This is a genomic window from Citrobacter sp. CK199 (genome assembly GCF_030333285.1).
Lineage (GTDB): Bacteria > Pseudomonadota > Gammaproteobacteria > Enterobacterales > Enterobacteriaceae > Citrobacter_B > Citrobacter_B koseri.
The window spans coordinates 81,679-102,203 of record NZ_JAOWGF010000025.1 but is presented as its reverse complement, the minus strand read 5'-3'; the positions used below and the strand labels follow the sequence as shown (position 1 = coordinate 102,203).

The 20,525-nt window shown below is 54.2% G+C and carries 21 protein-coding genes; 6 read left to right on the top strand and 15 right to left on the bottom strand.

Annotation, left to right across the window (positions count from 1 at the left end):
- Position 1 precedes the first annotated feature (1 nt).
- Positions 2-367, bottom strand: a complete 366-nt coding sequence (locus OGX75_RS09315; protein ID WP_047457658.1) for a hypothetical protein — start codon at positions 365-367, stop codon at positions 2-4.
- Between the two features lie 229 nt (positions 368-596).
- Here OGX75_RS09315 and cbpA point away from each other — a divergent pair, with 229 nt between their 5' ends.
- On the top strand, positions 597-1,517 hold the full coding sequence (gene cbpA / locus OGX75_RS09310) for a curved DNA-binding protein (RefSeq protein WP_286451624.1): 921 nt from the start codon (positions 597-599) through the stop codon (positions 1,515-1,517).
- Complete coding sequence (gene cbpM / locus OGX75_RS09305; protein WP_047457663.1) at positions 1,517-1,822, top strand: chaperone modulator CbpM; 306 nt, start codon at positions 1,517-1,519, stop codon at positions 1,820-1,822. The genes cbpA and cbpM overlap by 1 nt, the downstream gene beginning before the upstream one ends.
- A gap of 140 nt (positions 1,823-1,962) precedes the next feature.
- On the opposite strand, the gene OGX75_RS09300 is transcribed toward cbpM, so the two are convergent.
- Together OGX75_RS09300 and OGX75_RS09295 are read right to left on the bottom strand one after the other, a co-directional pair.
- Complete coding sequence (locus tag OGX75_RS09300; protein ID WP_012132926.1) at positions 1,963-2,304, bottom strand: HigA family addiction module antitoxin; 342 nt, start codon at positions 2,302-2,304, stop codon at positions 1,963-1,965.
- Between the two features lie 87 nt (positions 2,305-2,391).
- On the bottom strand, positions 2,392-2,697 hold the full coding sequence (locus tag OGX75_RS09295) for a type II toxin-antitoxin system RelE/ParE family toxin (protein WP_058668984.1): 306 nt from the start codon (positions 2,695-2,697) through the stop codon (positions 2,392-2,394).
- Positions 2,698-2,925: 228 nt separating this feature from the next.
- On the opposite strand from OGX75_RS09295, the gene OGX75_RS09290 reads away from it, so the two are divergent.
- Positions 2,926-4,032, top strand: coding sequence for a 4Fe-4S binding protein (locus tag OGX75_RS09290; protein ID WP_286451626.1), 1,107 nt, complete (start codon positions 2,926-2,928; stop codon positions 4,030-4,032).
- A gap of 33 nt (positions 4,033-4,065) precedes the next feature.
- Here OGX75_RS09290 and OGX75_RS09285 read toward each other — a convergent pair whose 3' ends face one another.
- The 6 genes from OGX75_RS09285 to OGX75_RS09260 all read right to left on the bottom strand — a co-directional run bounded on the left by OGX75_RS09285 (position 4,066) and on the right by OGX75_RS09260 (position 9,650).
- On the bottom strand, positions 4,066-4,842 hold the full coding sequence (locus tag OGX75_RS09285; RefSeq protein WP_012132930.1) for an ABC transporter ATP-binding protein: 777 nt from the start codon (positions 4,840-4,842) through the stop codon (positions 4,066-4,068).
- The gene (locus OGX75_RS09280) at positions 4,842-5,612 is read right to left on the bottom strand and encodes an ABC transporter permease (RefSeq protein ID WP_286451628.1); all 771 of its coding nucleotides are present in this window, start codon (positions 5,610-5,612) and stop codon (positions 4,842-4,844) included. The genes OGX75_RS09285 and OGX75_RS09280 overlap by 1 nt, the downstream gene beginning before the upstream one ends.
- Positions 5,609-6,616 carry a taurine ABC transporter substrate-binding protein gene (locus OGX75_RS09275; protein WP_199971442.1) on the bottom strand — a complete coding sequence of 336 codons (1,008 nt, stop codon included), beginning with the start codon at positions 6,614-6,616 and terminating at the stop codon, positions 5,609-5,611. The genes OGX75_RS09280 and OGX75_RS09275 overlap by 4 nt, the downstream gene beginning before the upstream one ends.
- Positions 6,617-6,644: 28 nt before the next feature.
- The gene (cuyB, locus tag OGX75_RS09270; protein ID WP_199971441.1) at positions 6,645-7,364 is read right to left on the bottom strand and encodes a cysteate racemase; all 720 of its coding nucleotides are present in this window, start codon (positions 7,362-7,364) and stop codon (positions 6,645-6,647) included.
- Positions 7,361-8,374 carry a D-cysteate sulfo-lyase gene (gene cuyA, locus OGX75_RS09265; RefSeq protein WP_199977566.1) on the bottom strand — a complete coding sequence of 338 codons (1,014 nt, stop codon included), beginning with the start codon at positions 8,372-8,374 and terminating at the stop codon, positions 7,361-7,363. Before cuyA ends, cuyB begins: the two co-directional genes overlap by 4 nt.
- A gap of 253 nt (positions 8,375-8,627) precedes the next feature.
- A complete protein-coding gene (locus OGX75_RS09260; protein ID WP_286451630.1) occupies positions 8,628-9,650 on the bottom strand; it encodes a malate/lactate/ureidoglycolate dehydrogenase in 1,023 nt (340 codons plus the stop codon).
- A 242-nt stretch (positions 9,651-9,892) separates the two neighbouring features.
- Between OGX75_RS09260 and OGX75_RS09255 the strand changes: the two genes are divergently transcribed.
- From OGX75_RS09255 to OGX75_RS09245, 3 genes are read left to right on the top strand one after another with little or no spacing between them, the layout of a single operon-like run.
- Positions 9,893-10,900, top strand: coding sequence for an ABC transporter substrate-binding protein (locus tag OGX75_RS09255; RefSeq protein ID WP_012132938.1), 1,008 nt, complete (start codon positions 9,893-9,895; stop codon positions 10,898-10,900).
- Between the two features lie 21 nt (positions 10,901-10,921).
- A complete protein-coding gene (locus OGX75_RS09250) occupies positions 10,922-11,764 on the top strand; it encodes an ABC transporter ATP-binding protein (RefSeq protein ID WP_101744364.1) in 843 nt (280 codons plus the stop codon).
- A complete protein-coding gene (locus tag OGX75_RS09245) occupies positions 11,736-12,602 on the top strand; it encodes an ABC transporter permease (RefSeq protein WP_286451631.1) in 867 nt (288 codons plus the stop codon). The genes OGX75_RS09250 and OGX75_RS09245 overlap by 29 nt, the downstream gene beginning before the upstream one ends.
- Positions 12,603-12,656: 54 nt before the next feature.
- Here OGX75_RS09245 and OGX75_RS09240 read toward each other — a convergent pair whose 3' ends face one another.
- The 6 genes from OGX75_RS09240 to pgtB form a co-directional block, all read right to left on the bottom strand.
- Complete coding sequence (locus OGX75_RS09240; protein WP_012132941.1) at positions 12,657-13,763, bottom strand: acyltransferase family protein; 1,107 nt, start codon at positions 13,761-13,763, stop codon at positions 12,657-12,659.
- A 93-nt stretch (positions 13,764-13,856) separates the two neighbouring features.
- Entirely contained in the window at positions 13,857-14,435 is a 579-nt protein-coding gene (locus OGX75_RS09235) for a PhoP regulatory network YrbL family protein (RefSeq protein WP_286451632.1), read from the bottom strand.
- Between the two features lie 164 nt (positions 14,436-14,599).
- Entirely contained in the window at positions 14,600-16,642 is a 2,043-nt protein-coding gene (locus OGX75_RS09230) for a TonB-dependent copper receptor (protein WP_286451634.1), read from the bottom strand.
- Between the two features lie 84 nt (positions 16,643-16,726).
- A complete protein-coding gene (locus OGX75_RS09225; protein WP_219935644.1) occupies positions 16,727-17,167 on the bottom strand; it encodes a DUF2946 domain-containing protein in 441 nt (146 codons plus the stop codon).
- Between the two features lie 125 nt (positions 17,168-17,292).
- A complete protein-coding gene (gene pgtA, locus OGX75_RS09220; protein WP_286451635.1) occupies positions 17,293-18,540 on the bottom strand; it encodes a two-component system response regulator PgtA in 1,248 nt (415 codons plus the stop codon).
- Positions 18,530-20,524 carry a two-component system sensor histidine kinase PgtB gene (pgtB, locus tag OGX75_RS09215; RefSeq protein ID WP_371320446.1) on the bottom strand — a complete coding sequence of 665 codons (1,995 nt, stop codon included), beginning with the start codon at positions 20,522-20,524 and terminating at the stop codon, positions 18,530-18,532. Before pgtB ends, pgtA begins: the two co-directional genes overlap by 11 nt.
- Position 20,525: the final 1 nt, after the last annotated feature.

Here is a 20,525-nt window from a genome sequence, read left to right as displayed (position 1 = left end):
GTCATTCACGGAATACGCAGAAGCGTAGATGGACTCTTAGTGTGGGAGGCGAGATTGCTCGCGGTGGAAAGAATGGCAGGCGTACGGCGCGTACGGGTGCCAGCAGGGACAACAACAGACACAGCGCGAGAATCGCCCCTTCAAACAGCACGGGCGGCGCGGCAAGCAATGATTTCGCGCTGAGTTCGCATGGCGTCACGGGCGAGGCATCATCAGCAGACGAGCTATCCGCCTGAGTGACGACCGCCGTCGCGGCTGGCGCCATCTGCAAGGCGTGCAGACCCGCCATGCGCTGCGCGGTGCACACTATCACCACAACACATGCCAGGCAGAGGAACCACCATCCCAGTTGTTGACGTTTCGCCATGACATCCTCACTGATTGACGCGAGTTATCTTAGCCACTGACAAGGTTTTAGCAACCTTTGCGCTGTAAAGTTATGTCGGCGCCGCCCCGCTCATTACAGGCGAAACGCATTAGTTTTAATAATGATTTTGCTGTTTTCATACGCATCTTTCGGGTTTACCCTACACTTAACAACGATGACTTTTCCGGGGATTCCCTGCCGTATGTATTGATTTACGCGAGATAACGCTATGGAATTAAAGGATTATTACGCCATTATGGGCGTGAAACCGACGGACGATCTCAAGACTATCAAGACCGCCTACCGCCGACTGGCCCGCAAATACCATCCTGATGTCAGCAAAGAGCCTGATGCCGAAGCCCGCTTTAAAGAGGTGGCGGAAGCATGGGAAGTGCTGAGTGATGAACAGCGCCGCGCCGAATACGACCAGTTGTGGCAACACCGCAACGATCCGCAGTTCAACCAACAGTTCCAGCAGGGCGAAGGCCAGAGTTATAACGCCGAAGATTTTGACGACATTTTCTCGTCCATCTTTGGGCAACACGGCCGACAATCCCGCCAGCGTCAGGCGACGCGCGGCCACGATATTGAGATTGAAGTGGCGGTGTTCCTGGAGGAAACCCTTGCCGAACACAGCCGTACAATCAGCTATAACTTGCCAGTGTATAACGTGTTCGGTCTTGTGGAGCGTGAGATCCCTAAAACGCTGAATGTGAAAATTCCCGCAGGCGTTGGCAACGGCCAGCGCATTCGTCTGAAAGGCCAGGGAACGCCGGGGGAAAACGGCGGGCCGAATGGCGATCTGTGGTTAGTGATTCATATCGCGCCGCATCCTCTGTTTGATATCGTCAATCAGGATCTGGAGATTGTGGTTCCTCTCGCCCCATGGGAGGCCGCGCTGGGCGCGAAGGTCGCCGTACCAACGCTAAAAGAGAAGATTCTGCTGACCATCCCGCCAGGCAGTCAGGCCGGGCAGCGCCTGCGCATCAGAGGCAAAGGCCTGGTCAGTAAAAAACACACGGGCGATCTGTACGCTGTGATCAAAATCGTGATGCCGCCGAAACCCGACGACAGTGCCACAGCCCTGTGGCAGCAACTGGCGGACGCGCAGTCCTCCTTTGATCCACGCAAAGAGTGGGGGAAAGCATAATGGCTAACGTAACCGTCACCTTTACAATTACCGAATTTTGCCTACATACCGGGGTTTCGGAGGAAGAGCTTAACGAAATTGTCGGGCTTGGGGTGATCGAGCCCTGCGAGAACGAAACCGCATCCTGGTTATTTGACGATCATGCGGCGATCGTCGTGCAGCGTGCTTTACGTTTGCGCCAGGAGCTGGCGCTGGACTGGCCGGGCATCGCGATGACGCTGACCTTGCTGGAAGAAAATGACCGGCTACGCCAGGAAAACCGCTTGCTGATACAGCGTCTTTCCCGCTTTATCAAACACCCATAAAATAATAAACGGGGGGTTGGCACACTGCCCGCCCCCTTATTTTTATCACCGCGATACGGTAAAAAATTCACATTAACGTCACAGGGAAGCTGCTGGCCTCAACGGTTAAACCTTGCAGCCTTTTCCATTCTTTCGGCTGGTCACGCGACTTTCTTTTCTTGTTTCTGACGTTCCGCAAGAAAATCGCTCGCCGTAATCACCCTGCTCATCTCTACCTGAAGGCGGGCATTGTTTTCAGTTTCCCATACATCTACAGCAGTCTGTAGGTTCATCCAGAACTCTACAGAGGTATCGAAAACTTTAGACAGGCGAAAAGCCATGTCAGTCGTGAGTTTACGATTGTTGTTAACCAATGCGCTGGCGGTATTACGATGCACCTGCAACATTTCCGCGAGATCATTAATTTTGAGGTCAAGCGGTTCCAGGTATTCATACAGAAGGATATCACCAACTGTCGTGGGTTTTCTGGTTGCCTGGTTCATGAGTTAGTCCATCCATTTTGAGGGCAATTAAGCCGCTGACTCGGCTTAACCTTGTACAAATGGCTAAGCCGATAGTTTCACGCTTGTTTAATACTCATGTGGATCAAGGTAGAGGTCTTGTGCCTTGCCGTTCACCCATTTGAATATCAAACGATATTGCTTGTTAACTCTTATCGAAGAATATTCCTGCAATTTACCTTCCAGTTCTTCGTATCTGTTACCCGGCGGTGACTTCAAATCCTTGTAGCTCACTGCCGCGTTTATGATATCGAGCTTACGGGCCAATGCTGAATGTATATCCGGGGGAACTTTCTTATGTGGTGCAGAGTACATAAAAAAATCATCCAGCCACTGGTCACGGAAGTCTTCAATACTGACAAGTTTCTTTGGCATTCCAGGTTGCCTTCCGTTTCCTCAGGACAGGAACATTGTAACGCACATATGCACTGTGCACAAGTGCATTCATTATAACTCAACTCCAAAAGCAGACGCTCGCAAAACTGCTCCATCGTCATTATTCCGTGGCAAAAGCCGTTAATCCGATATAAATCAAACCCTGCCCCCGGGAACCGCCGTAGCATAGTGGCATTCTGAATACATGTTCACAGGGAAATAAAGATCATGGGTGGGATGAAAAGAACGCGCTGGCAGCGTCGACCAGGCACCATCGGCGGTAAATTGCCGTGGAATGACTGGCGAAATGCATCGACCTGGCGCAGGGCGACACAATTTCTGCTCCTGCTGATCAATATTTATATTGGCATCACATTCTATTTTTGGATCCGGTATTACGAAACTGCCGCCGCCAGCGTTTACGTCCCCAGACCCGGTGGTATTGAAGGCTGGCTTCCTGTCGCCGGTTTGATGAACATCCGATACACCTGGGAAACCGGTTTGCTCCCTCCTGTTCACGCCGCCTCCATGCTGCTTCTGGTTGCATTTATCGTCATCAGCCTGCTGCTAAAAAAATCTTTTTGCTCATGGCTGTGCCCTGTTGGCACGTTGTCAGAGCTGATCGGCAAACTCGGGGAAATGCTCTTTGGGCCGTCGATTACCCTGCCCCGCTGGCTGGATATTCCCCTGCGCGGTCTGAAATATCTGTTATTGAGCTTTTTTCTTTATATCGCGTTATCCATGCCTGCACAGGGTATTCAGATGTTCCTGATGTCAGCTTATGGCATTATTATCGACGTTAAAATGCTCGATTTTTTCCGCAATATTGGAACAACCACGCTTATCTGCGTCATATTTTTCGCCGTCGCCAGCTTATTTATTCGTCATTTCTGGTGTCGTTATCTGTGCCCTTACGGCGCTCTGCTTGGTCTGTTTTCGTTTTTTTCTCCCTTTAAAATCCGCCGCAATGCCGACAGCTGTATTGATTGTGGAAAGTGCGCTCAAAATTGTCCCTCCCGTATCCCGGTAGACAAGCTGATTCAAGTCAGAACCGTTGAATGCACAGGCTGCATGACCTGCGTGGAGTCCTGCCCGGTTGCCTCAACGCTCAACTTTTCACTACGCACGCCTTCTGGCGCGCCGGAAGGAAAACGCGAGGCGATAAAACCGTTATGGCGACAGGCCGCGCTCTCGGGCGTCGCCATGACAATATTGATACTCGGGATACTTTTTGCCGCTATCGCGATTGCGATGTATGCCGGCGCCTGGGATAGCCCGGTGCCGGAGCATCTTTATTTCCGCTTAATTCCCCAGGCGAGGATGATTGGGCATTAGTTAAGAAATAACGCGCCCACGCTGGCGGTGTTTTCATCCTAAATGGCGCTTCGCCTCCTGGCGCACCCGGTGCAGTACGTGATGTTTGATCCCACTGTAAGCCGGGTGTTCAGCCAGGGTTTCGATATCGCGTTCGCGGCCAAAAGGCAGGATGACCTCCTCAACGATTTTTCCGGGCTTCGCCGACATAATCAGAATACGATCGGCCAGGAACAGCGCCTCTTCTACGTCGTGAGTCACAAACAGCAGCGTGGTGCCGGTGGCAAGCCAGGCATCGCGCAGGAGTTCCTGCATCATCAGACGTGTTTGCGCATCCAGCGCGCCGAACGGTTCATCGAGTAGCAACACCTCCGGCTCCGGCAGCCAGGCGCGGGCCAGCGCCACGCGTTGTTTCATCCCGCCGGAGAGTTGCCAGGGCGCATGATGTTCAAAGCCTTTCAGCCCTACCCGCGTCAGCCAGTCCAGCGCCTGGGCGTTGACCTCATCTTTGTGGTATTTCCCCAGCCGTGGGCCAAAGGTGACGTTTTCCAGTACCGACAGCCAGGGAAACAAATTTGGCTGCTGGAAGATCATTCCCCGGTCTGGCCCTGGCAGCTTCACTGTCTTTCCGCCTGCCGCCACGCGCCCGCGATCCGGCTTGTTGAATCCGGCGACCAGATTCAGGATCGTGGACTTCCCGCAGCCGGACGGCCCCAACAGAACAACAAACTCCCCTTTCTCCAGAGACAGGCTGATATCGTCCAGCACCGTGAACGGCTGCGGTTTTGCCGCAAAAGAGAGCGATACGTTTTCCAGTGTGATGGCACTCATTACTCTTTCCCCGCCCAGGGCACAAAAAAGCGTTGCAGCCCCAGCAGCAATAAATCCAGTAAATAGCCGATACCGCCGAGCAGCAGGATCCCCAGCATCACGATATCGGTTCGCAGATACGAGCTGGCGTTAATCACCATCCAGCCGAGACCCGAACTGGCCGCCACCATTTCCGCCGCGATGAGCGATGTCCAGCCGATCCCTATCGACAGCCTGACGGTGGTAAACAGTTCCGGCAGCGCATCCGGCAACACCACGCGCAGAAAAATCTGTTTGCGCGACGCGCCGAGCGTTTGCGCCACACGAATGCGCGAGCGGCCAATACGATCGACCGCAGCAGATGCCCCCACGACCACGCTCAGGAAGGTGGCGATGAAGATCAGAAAGAACTTCGACGCCTCACCGATCCCCAGCCAGACGACCGCCAGCGGAATAAGCGCAATCTTGGGTAGCGGGCGCAAAAACTGCACGAACGGATTCAGTACCGCCGCCAGACCTTCCGACAACCCCATCAGCAACCCCAGGGGGATGCCGATGATAATTGCCACAGAAAAAGCGCTTAAGGCCCGGGCCAGGCTGACTGCGACATGCTCCCACAACGGCACCTGACGATAACCATCAGCCAACAGCTCTTCGGTTGTCAGACCGATATCCTGTAGCGACGGCAGCAGCAGCGGATCCACCCATTGCCGCATCGTCACCACTTGCCAGACGATAAAGAAAATAGCCACCGAAACGACGCTGATGGCGATGTGATAACTCAATCTCATTGCGCTGCTACCGCCGCGTCACGGATGTAGCGGGAGTTAATGGCGCTGTCCCAGTTCGCCGGGATATCACGTTTGCGGATCTCGCCAATCCCCGCCAGGAAGTCAGAGGTTTTGGTCAGCGCTTTACCAATACCGCTGTCAGTCGTCTGGGTTCCATTGCCAAGCCAGTCCGCCGTACCCTGCTGCGTCAGGGTTGGGTATTCCAGCCCACCCAACGTATTCACGGCAGTCGTCACCGGCGCGCCCACCTCTTTCGCCACAATCGCCGCCGCGCGTTCCGGGTCTTTCTTAAACTCATCAACTTTTTCCTGGTGAACGCGCAGGAACGCGCTGACGGTTTGCGGATACTGCTCGGCAAAGGCTTTACGCACGACGTAATTGTTGTAAATCAGGTAGCCGTCCTTTTGCAGATCTTTGGTCGCGAATACCTGATGCCCGCCGGAGGCTTCAAGTTCCTGAGCAAACGGCGCCCAGACATAGCCCGCGTCGATATCGCCGCGTTTCCAGGCCGCGACCATTTCCGCCGGACGCAGCGGCAATAAGGTTATTTTGCTGCGATCGAGATGGTTAACGCTGATGGCGGCTTCAAGCGCATATTGCGCCGTCGAGTTTGGCGGATAAGCTACGCGTTTACCTTCAATATCGTTAATACGGGTAATGCCGTCTTTACCAATTAAACGCTCGTAGCTGGCAATCACCCCGGAGACACCGACAATCTCCACCGGCAGTTTTCTGACAATGCCTGCCGTTGCCGGGCTGGAGCCGAAATTGGCAATATCAATCGCGTTGCTGGCAAAATAATTTAACGCATCCGCACCGGACGCAAATTGCACCCATTTGACCTTGCTGTGTAAAGCGTTATCCAGAGAACCATCGGCTTTTGCCAGCATCAGCACCTGAGAACCGCCGCTGTATGCCACGCGGACTTCTGCGGGGGTTTCGGCAAAGCTGGTATTGACCCACAGGCCACCCGCTGTAAGTAATACGCAGAGACTTTTTTTCATTTAATTTATCCTTTAAATAATAACGTTATTAATGCCATGCTTCGCGCTGCGTTAGCCATAACCGGGCACACTGTTGCGCCAGCGCTTCTGCGGGATCAATCGACACGGTTAAATGCGGGGATGTCACCTCCGCCAGCGCAACCGGCACTTCCGTACAGGCCAGCACCAGCCTCTCTGCGCCGCGATCGCGCAATGCCTGAGCCTGTAAACTCAGCAGCTCACCACCGGTACGCAGTTCGCCGCGTTTTACCGCATAGCACCCCGGCACAAACCACTGCCGTAGCTCCTCTGGCGTCGGCTGCACGCTTTCAATCCCCATAGAGGCGAAACCGTGCTGGAACCAACCGGCATCCAGCGTGCCCTGCGTAGCGATAAGCCCGACCCGGCGGGGCTTCTCTTTCCCTTCAAATACCGCCAGCGTGGCGTCCACAATATGCAGCAACGGCGCGTCGCTGTGCTGCGCCAGCGCCTCATACCAGTGGTGCGCCGTATTACAGGCGATCACAATGTGGCTGGCGCCCGCGCGGTTCAGCTGTTCCACACCGAGCAAGAGCTGCGGCAACGGCGAAGGCCCCGTTCCCGCCAGCGCCTGTTGGCGATCCGCAATTTGCGGCACATTCCACACCACATGGGGAATTTGCTGTTGATCGCTGCTGGCGGGCGTTGCGCGCAGCAATTTATGCATCAAATCAAGCGTCGCCAGCGGCCCCATGCCGCCAAGAATCCCCAGCAAAAAAGGTGTGCTCATGATGACAAAGAATCTGCGATGACCTGACGATAGCCAAACAGACCTGCGCTTCCTCCCGTATGGATAAACACCACATTCTCATCCTTGCGGAAATGGCCTTGACGGATCAGATCAATCAATCCGGCCATACCTTTACCGGAATAGACAGGGTCGAGCAGAATCCCCTCATGCTGCGCCAGCAGTTGCAGCGCTTCAAGCATCCCCTCGGTGGGCAGACCATAGCCTTCGCCCACATAATCACTGTTGGCGACCACCGCCTCACGCGGCAATTCACCCGGCACGCCGAGCAGTTCCCGGGTCTGCTGCGCCAGACGCCAGACGTTGTGTTCCTGTTTATCACGCGGGGCGCGTACGCTAATCCCGAGGAGAGGAATGCCGCTGTGCGTGGCGGTTAAACCCGCAATCAGGCCAGCCTGCGTGCCAGCGCTGCCGGTGGCATGGACGATATGATCGATACGCAGCCGTAACTGGCTGGACTGCCAAAGCAACTCTTCCGCGCAGGATACGTAACCCAGCGCCCCGATTGCGTTCGAACCGCCACCGGGGATGACATAAGGGGTATGGCCCTGCGCACGCAGGCTTTCCGCATGATGCTCCATTGCCTGCTGCATATCCGTACCGCCAGGCAAATGAGCAATAATTTTGCCGCCGAGCAAACCGTCCAGCAGCACATTGCCGGATTGCTGATACTCATCACCCAGCGTCGTGACGCGTTGTTCGAGAAAAACATGCGCTTCCAGACCCAGTCTGGCCGCCGCCGCGACGGTCTGACGCACATGGTTAGACTGCGTGGCGCCCTGGGTAATGATAATATCCGCCTGTTTCGCCTGGGCGTCGCCGAGCAAAAACTCAAGTTTGCGGGTTTTATTGCCGCCAGTGGCAAGGCCGGTGCAATCGTCTCGTTTTATCCAGATATTTGGCCCCCCCAGCAAACGTGAAAGTTGAGTGAGAGGCTCCAGTGGAGTCGGGAAATGGCCAAAATGAAGCCGGGGAAAACGCGCCAGATGCATAATAACTCCTGTAAAGAATAACGACGCCGCACATTAAAATTCGGCAGCGAGAGTAAGAAAGGTTCATGGAATATAAGAATGACTATATTGATTTTCTCACTCGCGGCTTACCAAGTTTTTCAGCTATGGATATGAGGAAAAAAGATAAAACAAAAAACGATCGCTTTATTTATTCACCAGCATTCATTAACTGACCATCATGCCGATCCGTTTAAACAAATAACCAAATATGTCTTTTGGTGCGCAGGCACGCTCAGGTATTTAATGCTTCCAGGGCGACAAACGCCTGCCAGCTGACGTCATCAATCCAGATGCCCTCTTCCTGGCGCCGGGCATACGCGCGCAATTCCGGTTCTCCGGGGATCTGCACATCGTGCCCTTCCTGCCCGCTACGAACCCAGTCAACCTGCGCTAACAGCGCCTGTGAGTAATGTTCCTCCGCGCCCAGTCGCGCGGGGTCAAATAGAATCGACAGCATATTGTTAATGATTCCGGCACGCGGCGGAATCTGCTGGCTTTCGGTCTCGCCGCCGGTCAGCGCAGCGCCGAGTAAGCTACATATTAGCGACAATCCCGCGCCTTTATGGCCGCCAAAAGGCAGCAAAGCGCCGAGCGGCTCAGTCATTAATACGGCAGGGTCGGTCGTGGGTTGCCCGTTCGCATCTACCGCGCATCCTGCCGGGATGGCGCGCCCTTCATTCCAGGCGATGCGCGCTTTATTGCCCGCAATGGCGCTGGTCGCGAAATCAAGGATAACCGGAGGGCGGTTCTGTAGCGGTACGCCCACGCAAAAGGGGTTTGTACCAAGCCTGGCGCGCAGCCCATCGAACGGCAACACGGCCGACGGCGCCGCCACGTTAGCAAAATGGATCGAGACCAGCCCGGCGCTCGCCACCTGCTCTGCCCATGCGCCGATCCGCCCAAGATGGTGGGTATTAGACAAGCCAATTATTGCCACCCCAAACTGGCGCACACGCTCAATACCCACGGTCATGGCCTGTTCGCCCAACGCCTGGCCGAAGCCATGTCCCCCATCAAAAGAGACAATCGGCCCGGCATCAGACAAGGTGGTCAGCGTGGCGCCAGGGTTCAAATCTCCCGCCAGAATGGCCCGTATATAGCGAGGCAACAGGGTCACGCCATGCGAGTCGTGGCCTTTTAATGAGGATTCGACCAGGTTATCCGCTACTTTTTGCGCGATATCAGATCCCGTACCCGCCCGTACCAGATAGCGTTGTAAAAGCGAACGTAAGTGATGATGTGAAAATAATGGCATGATTCTACTCACGGACATTGCCCCTGCAATGGCAAGGGCTATTAAAGAGGTGAGTCCGACTATAGCGAGGATGTATTTGTTACATAACCATGAATAATGACTAAGCTTTTCCGCTTATTAACTAACACGCCATGAATATCGTTATTCATTTTCCTGATATTCATTGCCATTTAAATCATTTCCTTTCCCTCTCGCCTCTGCCCATGATTTTTTGCTGAGAAACACCTTTCTGGGGAACAGATATGAATAAAAGAAACAGGGTATTTGCCTGGACGCTGGCGTTTTCCGCCCTTGGCGGAGTCAGCCAGTCGGCATTTGCGGAAGGGAACATTAGTATCGCGCAGCAATTTGGCATCGGTTATTTAATTCTTGATGTGGTGCGAGACCAGCAGCTTATCGAAAAAGAGGGGCAAAAAGAGGGGCTGGATATCAAGGTAGAGTGGCGCACGATTTCAGGCGCAACCGGGATGAATGAAGCGTTGCTCTCTGGCGCTCTGGACGTTGCGTCAGCAGGCGTTCCCCCGGTACTCACCCTATGGGATCGCACCAAAGGTAAGCAAAATGTGAAAGCGATAGCCTCGCTGGGATCGATGCCCAATTATTTATTGAGTAATAACCCGGCGGTAAAAAGCATTAAAGACCTGACCGAAAAAGACCGTATTGCCGTTCCGGCGGCTGGGGTCGGTTTTCAGTCTCGTACATTACAAATCGAGACGGCGAAATTATATGGCGACCAGGACTTCAAACGCTTCGATAAGATTAGCGTCAGTTTACCGCACCCGGACGCCAGCGCAGCCTTAATTGCTGGTGGCTCGGAAATTACCACGCATTTTTCCAGCCCGCCGTTTCAGTATCAGGCGCTGGAGCACAGCAACGTGCATAAAGTGCTCAGTTCCTATGATGTGCTGGGTGGGCAGGCGACATTTAATGTTCTCTATACCACCCAGAAATTCCATGATGAAAATCCAAAAACCTATAAAGCGTTTTATCGCGCCCTCAGTGAAGCCGCAAATATCATTAACCGTGACAAAAATGCGGCTGCCGAAACGTATATTCGCGTCGAGAAATCACGGCTGCCCTTACCACTGGTACAAAAAATTGTTAACGATCCAGAAATCAGCTTTACGGTTTTCCCTGAGCGTACTGGCGTATATGCCGAAAAACTCCATGAGCTTGGCGTACTGAAAAATAAGGCCGATTCCTGGAAAGACTATTTCTTTAACGAAGCATGGGAAAACCCAGGCAGTTAAACCGCAACACCGGAGGCTCTGATGGTCACTCAGCAAATCGACGGCCCGCTGCTACAGGTCAGTAATGTTGATATTGAATACCGTACCCGTGAACGGCAAGTGCGCGCGACGCATGATGTCAGTTTTGATGTCTGGCCTGGCGACCGCTTTATTTTGCTTGGGCCGTCAGGCTGCGGGAAATCAAGTCTGTTGAAAGCCACTGGCGGTTTTCTCGCCCCGCGCAGCGGCCACATTTCGCTTGCGGGAACGCCGGTTAGCGCTCCCGGCCCGGAACGCATGATGGTATTCCAGGAGTTCGACCAACTGCCGCCGTGGAAAACCGTGCTGGAAAACGTCATGTTTCCTCTGCTGGCCAGCCGGAAAGCCAGTCGTTCACAAGCAAAAGAGACGGCGCTGCATTTTCTCCACAAAGTCGGATTGGCAGAATTTGCCGACGCTATGCCCCATATGCTCTCCGGCGGGATGAAGCAGCGCGTCGCCATTGCGCGGGCGCTGGCGATGAAACCACGCATCCTGCTGATGGACGAGCCCTTTGCCGCGCTGGATGCGCTGACCCGACGCACAATGCAGGAGGAACTGCTTGCGCTCTGGGAAGAAGAGCGCTTTACCCTGCTGTTCGTCACCCATTCGATTGAAGAGGCGCTGGTGGTGGGCAGCCGTATCCTGGTGCTTTCGCCGCATCCAGGGCGCGTCAGGGCGGAGCTTAACTGTCATCAGTTCACGCTTAATGATTTCGGCAGCGAGGCGTTTCAGCACGCTGCGCGCCATATTCACCATCTGTTATTCCCGACAATCGGGAACAGTCCGTCCCACTCATCCGGCGAGGAGCCAGAGTATGTCCCAGCCACCGTACATTCGTCCTGAATTCGAACGCGAATTACCGCCGCTGCGCAATCTGCCGGTGGAAACGCCGCTGCCTTTAAGCCAGCGCCTGTGGAATCAGACGTGGCTGCGCAAGTGTCTGATTGTCGCCCTGGTGCTGGCACTATGGGAGATCGCCGCGCGCATCCAGCAAAACGATCTGATGTTGCCCGGAGTACTTCAGACGTTGCAGGCGTTTAGCGAAGACATGCGCAATGGCGAACTGCCGGAAAAAATCGTCAACTCACTCAGTACCCTGTTGAAAGGGTATCTGGCAGGCAGTGCGCTGGCGCTGATTGCCAGCGCGCTGGCCGTGACCACCCAGTTTGGCCGCGATCTGCTCAGCACATTAACCGCGATGCTAAATCCGCTGCCGGCAATTGCGCTGCTGCCGCTGGCTTTGCTGTGGTTTGGTCTGGGGAATGCCAGCCTGATATTTGTGCTGGTACATTCAGTGATGTGGCCAATCGCGCTGAATACCTGGTCCGGCTTTAGCAGCGTACCGGAAACGCTACGCATGGCGGGGCGCAACTACGGCCTCAGCGGGCCACGCTATGTGATCACGATTCTTATTCCGGCATCGTTGCCCGCTATCCTGTCCGGGCTCAAGATCGGCTGGGCGTTCGCCTGGCGCACGTTGATTGCCGCCGAACTGGTATTTGGCGCGTCCAGCGGCGAAGGAGGCCTGGGCTGGTATATCTTCCAGAATCGCAATGAGCTGTTCACCGACCGGGTATTTGCAGGACTGTTAACGGTAATCGCGATTGGCCTGCTGGTGGAAGGCGTGGTATTCGCCAGTCTGGAAAAGATCACGGTGAAACGCTGGGGGATGCAGCGTTAACCCCTCCCCGCGTTCTTTGCAGCCGGACGTTGTCCGGCTTAGCGCGAAATGGTCTTAGTTCCCTTTTTGCTTTTCACGTAGCCACGGCGTTCTGGCGATCAAGACCTGCTCACACTTTACCGATAGCGGTTTCATGAAAGACGACAGCCTTTCGATGCAAATCAGAATCCCAAAATACAGCATCACCGCCTGGGTCGCATTCAGTACCGACATATCGATATTGGCGCTGACAAATATCACCACCACATGCTGCAACAGCATAATAATGTAGGCCCGCGACGCCAGGCTGGATAACCCCTGCCGAAAGCGATCCAGATTAAACAGAGGATGAATCAGCGGGTATCCCGCCAGCAGAATGAAGAGGAAGGCCGCAGCAAACAGCAGGCTTGAGGGTTTCAGAGGAAACAGCACTTCCCGAACCGGTAGCTGATCGATATGCGCCACAATCACCCCGGTCACCACCAGCAGCAGGCTGACTGACGCCGCCTGAAGACGGTAGCGCGTGAACCACGGCTGAAAGTGTATGAACAGCATCCCGAAGGTAAAATCACTCACCCGAACCTGTGCTGACCAGTAAGGGTTCACGATGCTTTTATCATATGCCAGTAGCGTAACGACGACCGCCGCCAGCATCGTACAAACAGGAAAACGGACAATGGCCCAGTAGATCACCGGAGAAACGGCGTACAGCAGGATAATACAGCCAATAAACCACTCTCCGGTGAAGTACGCGGTATTGATGTCGTAGACACCGTGCAGATAATGGTCAAACCCGAGAACGGAAGGCAGCAGCGAGTGAAATGCACGCTTCCCGGCGAGCACGTCAGCCAGCGGATTGCCTGGATAGAGGAAAAACACGCTCAGGATGAGGAACAGGATCGCCATTGAGAAATAAGCGATGTTGTAGGGAAGCAGGATCGAATAGACGCGTTTCAGGTAATACTCCTGCACAGAGTATTTACGCAGCGACAGGTAAGCCAGCGCGCCGGATATCATGAAGAAGAAAGAGACGCCCAGCCGCCCTATTCCTCCGGTCAGGTATTCGCGCGGGAACGTCAACACGGTACTGGTATCGAACATGTAGCTGTAATGCGAGGTAACAACCAGCAGTACAGCCAGAATGCGGAGAATATCAAAAAAATAATTACGTGTTGTTTGCATACTCTTTCTTGTTAACAAGCCAGCAGACAACATGACAAAGGTCCGGTTGCATACTGGGAAAATGACCAGGCCTGTTCAAGGATAACGTGTAGATTACGCTTGCGTGATACTTTGCAGATCCCTCAGCATCCTTCTGAGGCACTTAAGTTTGTTTTTATCCCGTATAACGCTCCAGAACTTGCTCAGTTGAAAGAGCGTCTTATCCCCAAAGCCATCAATAACTTTGAAGCGGTACTCCTGACGAGCATCGTCCCAGGCATAAACAATATTTTTGCAATGCAGCGAGTTGATAATGACGTCTGTATGAATAAACCACGCTAAAAAAGTGTTGAGCTTACTGAATTTCTCCGCGTCCAGTTCGTTGTGCTTTGCAAGGTCATACAATGTTCTGGCAATGTTGCCCTGTTGGTCATGCTCTTTGACGATAACCTGCCCAATCCCTTTATCTGTCTCCACTAGCCCTTCAATTTTCTGGATGAAGAGCGAGTCAGTTTCGTCGCGCGGCTTGCACTCTTTGACGTCCCGATAGACTTCACGAAGTTTACTTTTATATTTGGGAATGCTCGGGATGACGACTTTGATCAGTAGTTGATGATTGTGCGGATGCTGAAAGACGTAACGATCGTTCCCTCTGGCCAGTAAATCATTTTCGGTCAAGGTAAGCTTTTTCATACAGTGTTGACTCATAAAAGAAAAAAACAGACTGGCCCATGCAAACGAAGAGATGGCGTTACGTCATGTCCTGGTTACAGCCGAGACAGTTTAATGTTAATAACCTAAACGGCAGGTCAATGAGTCATGAAGTCGGCGGACGGTTCACGTCCGCCGGAAGGCTATCAAAACGTCACGTTCACTTTTCCCCAGAATGTTCTTCCCGGTTCATTCACTGACGTATTCGCGGAGTAACCAAAGCTGCTGTTACCGGCAAGGTTCAGATGTTCGCTGTAGGCTTTATCAAACAGGTTATCAACGCCCGCGCTGAGTTTCACAGACTTGTTCAGCCGGTAGGCCGCATTCGCGGAGAAGATGGCAAACCCAGCGCTGCTATCAAAATCTTTACCCACGACGTTCCCTTCGTTAATCGCGACGCGATGCTGGCTGCTGACCAGACGCAGCAGACCGGTACTGCTCCAGTCGCCGCGTTCCCATGTCAGACCCAGGCGCGCTTCAAGCGGCGGTATCTGCGGCAATGGCTGATAGTCGTCGGTATTTCGCCCCCAGGAATAAGCAACGCTGGCATCGGTTTTCCATGTTTCGGTCAATTGATAGCCGATGCCCGCTTCTCCCCCCATGATGGTCGCATTGACGTTATCAACCTGACTTATACGGGGATGATGAGGGTCGTAACGGAACAGAATAAAATCATTAACCCGGCCAATATAGGCAGAAACCCAGCCGTTAAGACGCTTACCGGTATACTGCGCGCCAATATCAAGCTGAGTCGTCTTTTCCGTTTTGACGTTATCGAAAACATCTGCCGACCCGCCAGGGCCATAGGTGGGAGAAAAAAGCTCCCAGTAGTCGGGGAAACGCTCGGTATAGCCGATCCCCGCGTAAAACATCACGGGCATCTCCGCCAGATTATGCTCAACGCGCACAAACCCGGCCGGTAGTAGATCCGTGCGCTGCGAGGAGCCGGTGTCAGTGAAATTGTCCACCAGTACGCGATCAAGACGCGCGCCGCCTGTCACTTTGCTTTGCTCCGTCGCAAGCCAGGTCAATTCACTGAATAAACCATAGTCGTGAAAACGGGCGTCTTTGTCCCAGCGGTCATCGTCTTTACTGCGATGCGTGCTCAGTTGCGTATCAACGCCGCTGCGTAACTCATAGTCTGACCACAACCACGTTCCCATCATCCGCCCACCAACGGTACGGCGATCCAGCTGCATTGCCATTGGCATACTCATCGAATGCATGGCAGAACTGTGTTCCATTGCCGAACCCATGCTTCCTGACATATTCATGCCGGGAGCGCGCAGCGAGTAGTTATCCATAACGTGATTCGCATAGTTGTAGTAGATATTCGCTTCTAACTTATCAAATACCTCGCCGATGCCGGATTTCTCAAACCGCATCCCCAGGCTTTCACGCCTGAACCGGGAACCGTCCATACTGCGCCCGGCATAGCGGGCTTCACCGTCGCCCTTACCCGCCGTCATTTCCAGCAGCGTGTCTTTGTCTGGCGTCCAGCCCAGCGCCATATCGCCGTTCCATTTATCCCATTTCGACGGCACGCGGTCGCCATTGCCATCTTTGTAGTCACCCGCCCGGGATTTGTTGCCGATAAGCCGCAAATAGCCGTCCTCACTTCCCAGACTGATGTCCGCATTTTCATCCCAGCGGTTATTCGAGGCGGCAAGGACGCTGGCCGTCCCCTGAATACCGGGTTTATCAAAACGCGGCTGTTCCCGGTCAAAGCGGAGGGTTCCCGCAGAGTTGCCCGGCCCCCAGAGCACGGTTTCCGGCCCCTTTATCAGGGTCAGCACATCAAAACTTTCCGGGGAGATATAAGAACTCGGCGCATCCATACGTGCCGGGCAGGCTCCCGGCATCTCGCCGTTATCGGTCAAAATTCGCAGACGAGAGCCAAACATCCCGCGAAAGACCGGATCGCCGTTTGTCCCGCCATTGCGAATTTGCGAGAACCCAGGGATCGTTTTCAGATAATCAGAGCCATCGCTGGCGGGAACGGGCTGACGAGGCGTTTTTGGCGACGTGACGATTCCCAGCGGAGAAGCAACCGGCGCGGTCACAATCATTACCGAATCATCCGCTATTTTTGCATGATCGTGCTGTTCGCTTGCCCACGCCGCCTTTGCGGTCAGCGCGATCAGAACCAGAGAAGCCAGAGGAGTAAGCCCGAAGTATTGCCGTTTCATAACATTCCTTACTGTTTTTCAGGCGCAACGACGCATTGCCCGTCAAAAGGGCAAAACGCTACGCAATGTCTGTTTTTTTATTGTTTAAAACGAAAACGGAAATACAGCAGGCGGCGCGCGAGCACGCTGAGGCGCCCACGGGCGGAAGATAACGGAAAGGTGTAATGGCCGTACCGAACAACAGATAACAAACAGCAGCAACAGCCAGAGCAAAAACACCAGCGCAAACTGGACAAACGGCAGATGTACCAGCAACTGGCAGTACCCGCAGACGATCTCTTCCACGGGCGACATCGCTTTGCCAGACATCATCTGGTGAGCGACCGAAAGAGAAGGCTCACACGGCGCAGAAGCCGCCATGTCATGGTGCGAGCCTGACAACATCATCACCATTGAGTGCGACGAGTGCTCACAGTCGGCCTGGCGGGCAATTGATTTTGAAATAACGGGCGCAATAAACAACATGGCGACGGCAAATAATGCCAGCCATGCTGTTATTCGGTTGATTCGCGTTCGCCCGTGCAAAACGTTACCCGGAGTTGAGGTGTTTGTCAGATTGTAACTGATTTACATTCGCAATATCACAACTAATTACAGGGGAACAGGTGATTCATAGCCCCACACATCACATCCCGCTTCCCTGACCTGCGCTAAAACTTATAGTGCTCTTTACTCAGGCCATATTTCTTCATTCTGAGATAGAGCTTTTTACGGGGAATTTGCAGGTACTCTGCCACTTCGTTAATGCGCCCCTGATGGATATTCAGCGCTTCGGTGATGATCTGCCGTTCAACGTCTTCAACCCGCTGGTCAAGCGGCGTCGGCTCCCCGACGTGCATCTGTGGATTCGCCGTTTCCGCGAGCGGCAATACCCCCACGGCAAACAGTTCGGCGGCGTTCGCCAGTTCACGGACGTTGTTCGGCCACACCCGGCGCATCATCCCCTTCAGCAGGTCGTTATCCACCTCCGGCACCGGATGATTCAGCCGTTGACAGGCTTTCTGCAAATAGTGATGGAACAACGGCCCGATATCATCAGGTCGCTGTGACAGGGGCTGACAGGCGATTTGCGTCATAGCGAAACAGTAATAAAGCTCCGCTACAATCTGGTTGCTGGCCGCCAGTTCCACCAGCGAAGCGTTGCCGATACCGATCAGGCGAAAAGGCCGCCGCTCCAGACTCTGCAACTGCACCAGTTGATGCTGCTGTTCGCGGGTCAGATTCTCCGGGTGACTTAATACCAGCGTCCCGCCCTGAACCTGCGCGATAAGCTCATTAAGTTTTTGGGCACTGTCAGGGGTCAGTTCGCAGTAAATAAAAGGGCCCCCGGCGTTACGCCCCAGTTGGTGCAAATAGCGCGCGCCGGTCATGCGGCCGGTTCCCGGTTCGCCGTAAAGCCAGACCGCAATATCCGTCTCTGCCAGTTGCTGTAAGCGCTGACGATACTGATGCGTCCATTGGTTGCGCCCAATTAGCTCAACCTGCAATTTCTGCTGGCAGTACTGGCGACGCGCTATCACCGATTGCCTATGGCGTAACGCCGCCTCAACCAGCGAGAGTAACTTGCCCGGGTCTACCGGCTTTTGCAGGAAATCCCAGGCCCCTTTTTTCACCGCATCCACCGCCATAGGCACGTCGCCATGTCCGGTGATAAGCAGAATCGGCAGTTGCTCGTCATCCTGATGAAACAGCGTCATCAAATCGATGCCGGAGCAGCCAGGCATGCAGACATCGCTCAACACGATACCGGGCCAGTCCTTCTGCACCCACTCCCGCGCATCAAAGGGATTATTGCAGACACAGACGCGATAGCCCGCCTGCTCAAGCAGCTGTGTATAGGCATCAAGCACATCAGCATCATCATCAATCAGCAGAATCGAACATTCATTACTCAACATCTTTTACATCCGTCACATTGAATTGCAGCACCACGCAGGCATTTCGCGTCAACGTGGACGCCAGGCGCAACGCGCCTTCCATTTGCGTCATCAGCGAAACACAAATCGAAAGCCCAATGCCCAGCCCCACATCTTTACTGGTCGTAAACGGCTTCAGTAATGAGGGTAGCAAGGCCGCAGGCCAGCCGGGGCCATTGTCGGCAATCAACACGCACAGCGTGTCGCCCTGAATTTGCCAGCTCACCGTAATTGCCGCCGCGTTCGGGCAGGCGTCGAGCGCATTCGCCAGCACGTTCACCAGCACCTGCTGGATGCGTACTTCATCACCGCTGACCCAAACGGTTTCATCCGGTATCGCGAGCGCCCCCTGCTGAGGCTTATGGCGCATCGCCAGCAGTTCCCACGCCGCCGTAAACGTCTGGCGCAAATCAACCGGATGCAGCGGCGTTTCCAGTTCAGCACGACGGGTAAACTGGCGCAGCGAGCGGATAATCGCGTCAATGCGGTTAATCAGCCCTTCCGCTTTGCTTAACGTCGTTCGCGCCTGCTCCGTCTGCCCCTGTTCAATCGCCCGCCCCGCCGTAAACAGATACATCGACAGCGCATTCAGCGGCTGGTTGATCTCATGCGCCAGCGTGGTCATCGTCTGCCCGACCACCGCCAGTTTTGCCGTCTGGATCAGCTCGTCCTGGGTGGCGCGCAGATCGGCCTCAATCGCTTTTCGCTCGGCGATCTCCTGCTCAAGTTGCTGTTTTTGCGCGTTAAGCTGACCCAGCGTGTGGCGAAGCAAACCCGCAATACGCCCCAGCTCATCCCGCCCATACACCGGAATCGTGGCATCCGTCCGCCCTAAACCAATCTGCACCACCGCCTGATTCAGCGCGGTAAAGCGTTTCACCAGCCGCGAACGGATAAAATAATGGTTCAACACCCACGCCAGCAACAGCGCCAGCAGCGTCGCCACCAGAATCAACCCGCCGCTAACGCGGACAATCTGCTCCATACGCTGATTAAACATCTGCATTTGCTGGTGACTGCTGCCCAGTTGGGCCTCAAGCAGCGTCCTGAAGCGCCCCAGCGTCGCTTCTCTGGCGCGGCTGGCATCCACTAACGCTTTTTGCGCGGCGACATAGTCGCGCATGGTGTCCGGCATTTTATTTTTCACCATGCCGATTTCCAGCAGCTCATCAATGGTTTGTCGCAGGGTGATCGTGCTCGGCCAGTCATTCAGCGCACGAATATTTTCATCCGCCGTTTTTTTCAGGTTTTCGAGATAGCGGATATGCGTCTCAACCAGCATGCCATCATCATTTCCAGACTTCAGTTCATTGAGCCTGTCGCGCAGGTCGTCAACAATTTGATTCTCGATGCGCGCCAGCGTATAGACCTGCTGCTGCTCGTTCTGTACTTCACGGGAGCGTTTCAGATACTGCGCCGCATCGCCTTGCCGGGCTTCAATCTGATCCAGCAGCGTTCCCTGTTGCCAGGTGAAATCCTGCACCAGAGAATTCAGTTCGGTGGTGAAATCGTCGTGAAGCCAGTCAATACGCGCAGACAGCTCACCCACCTTTTCACGTACCAGAAACATGTTGTAGAGCACGCGATCCAGTTCCGACAGCAGCGCGCGGCTGTCCTGCAAAATCACCGCCAGCTGCTGGCGTTCTGCGGGTGACAGCCCTTGGCTCAGCCGCTCGATTTTATCCAGATGCTGAATAATCTGGTTGCGCAGTTGCAGGCGCACTGTAGTGTTCGGCGCCAGCAAAAACTCATTCAACTGATCCACCACCAGATTGAGATTCCCTTCAATCAGAAAAGCAGAATGGATGCGGGGAAAATATTCATCCAGCGAATAGCGTATTTGCGAGCTTTGCTCATGCCATGAATAGAGGCTGACGCTGCTGACTATCAGCGTCAGCAGCGCGCCCATCAGGAAAGCGCCCCGTAAGCTGCTGCTGATGCTGATTTGCCGCAGACGTTGCAGCATT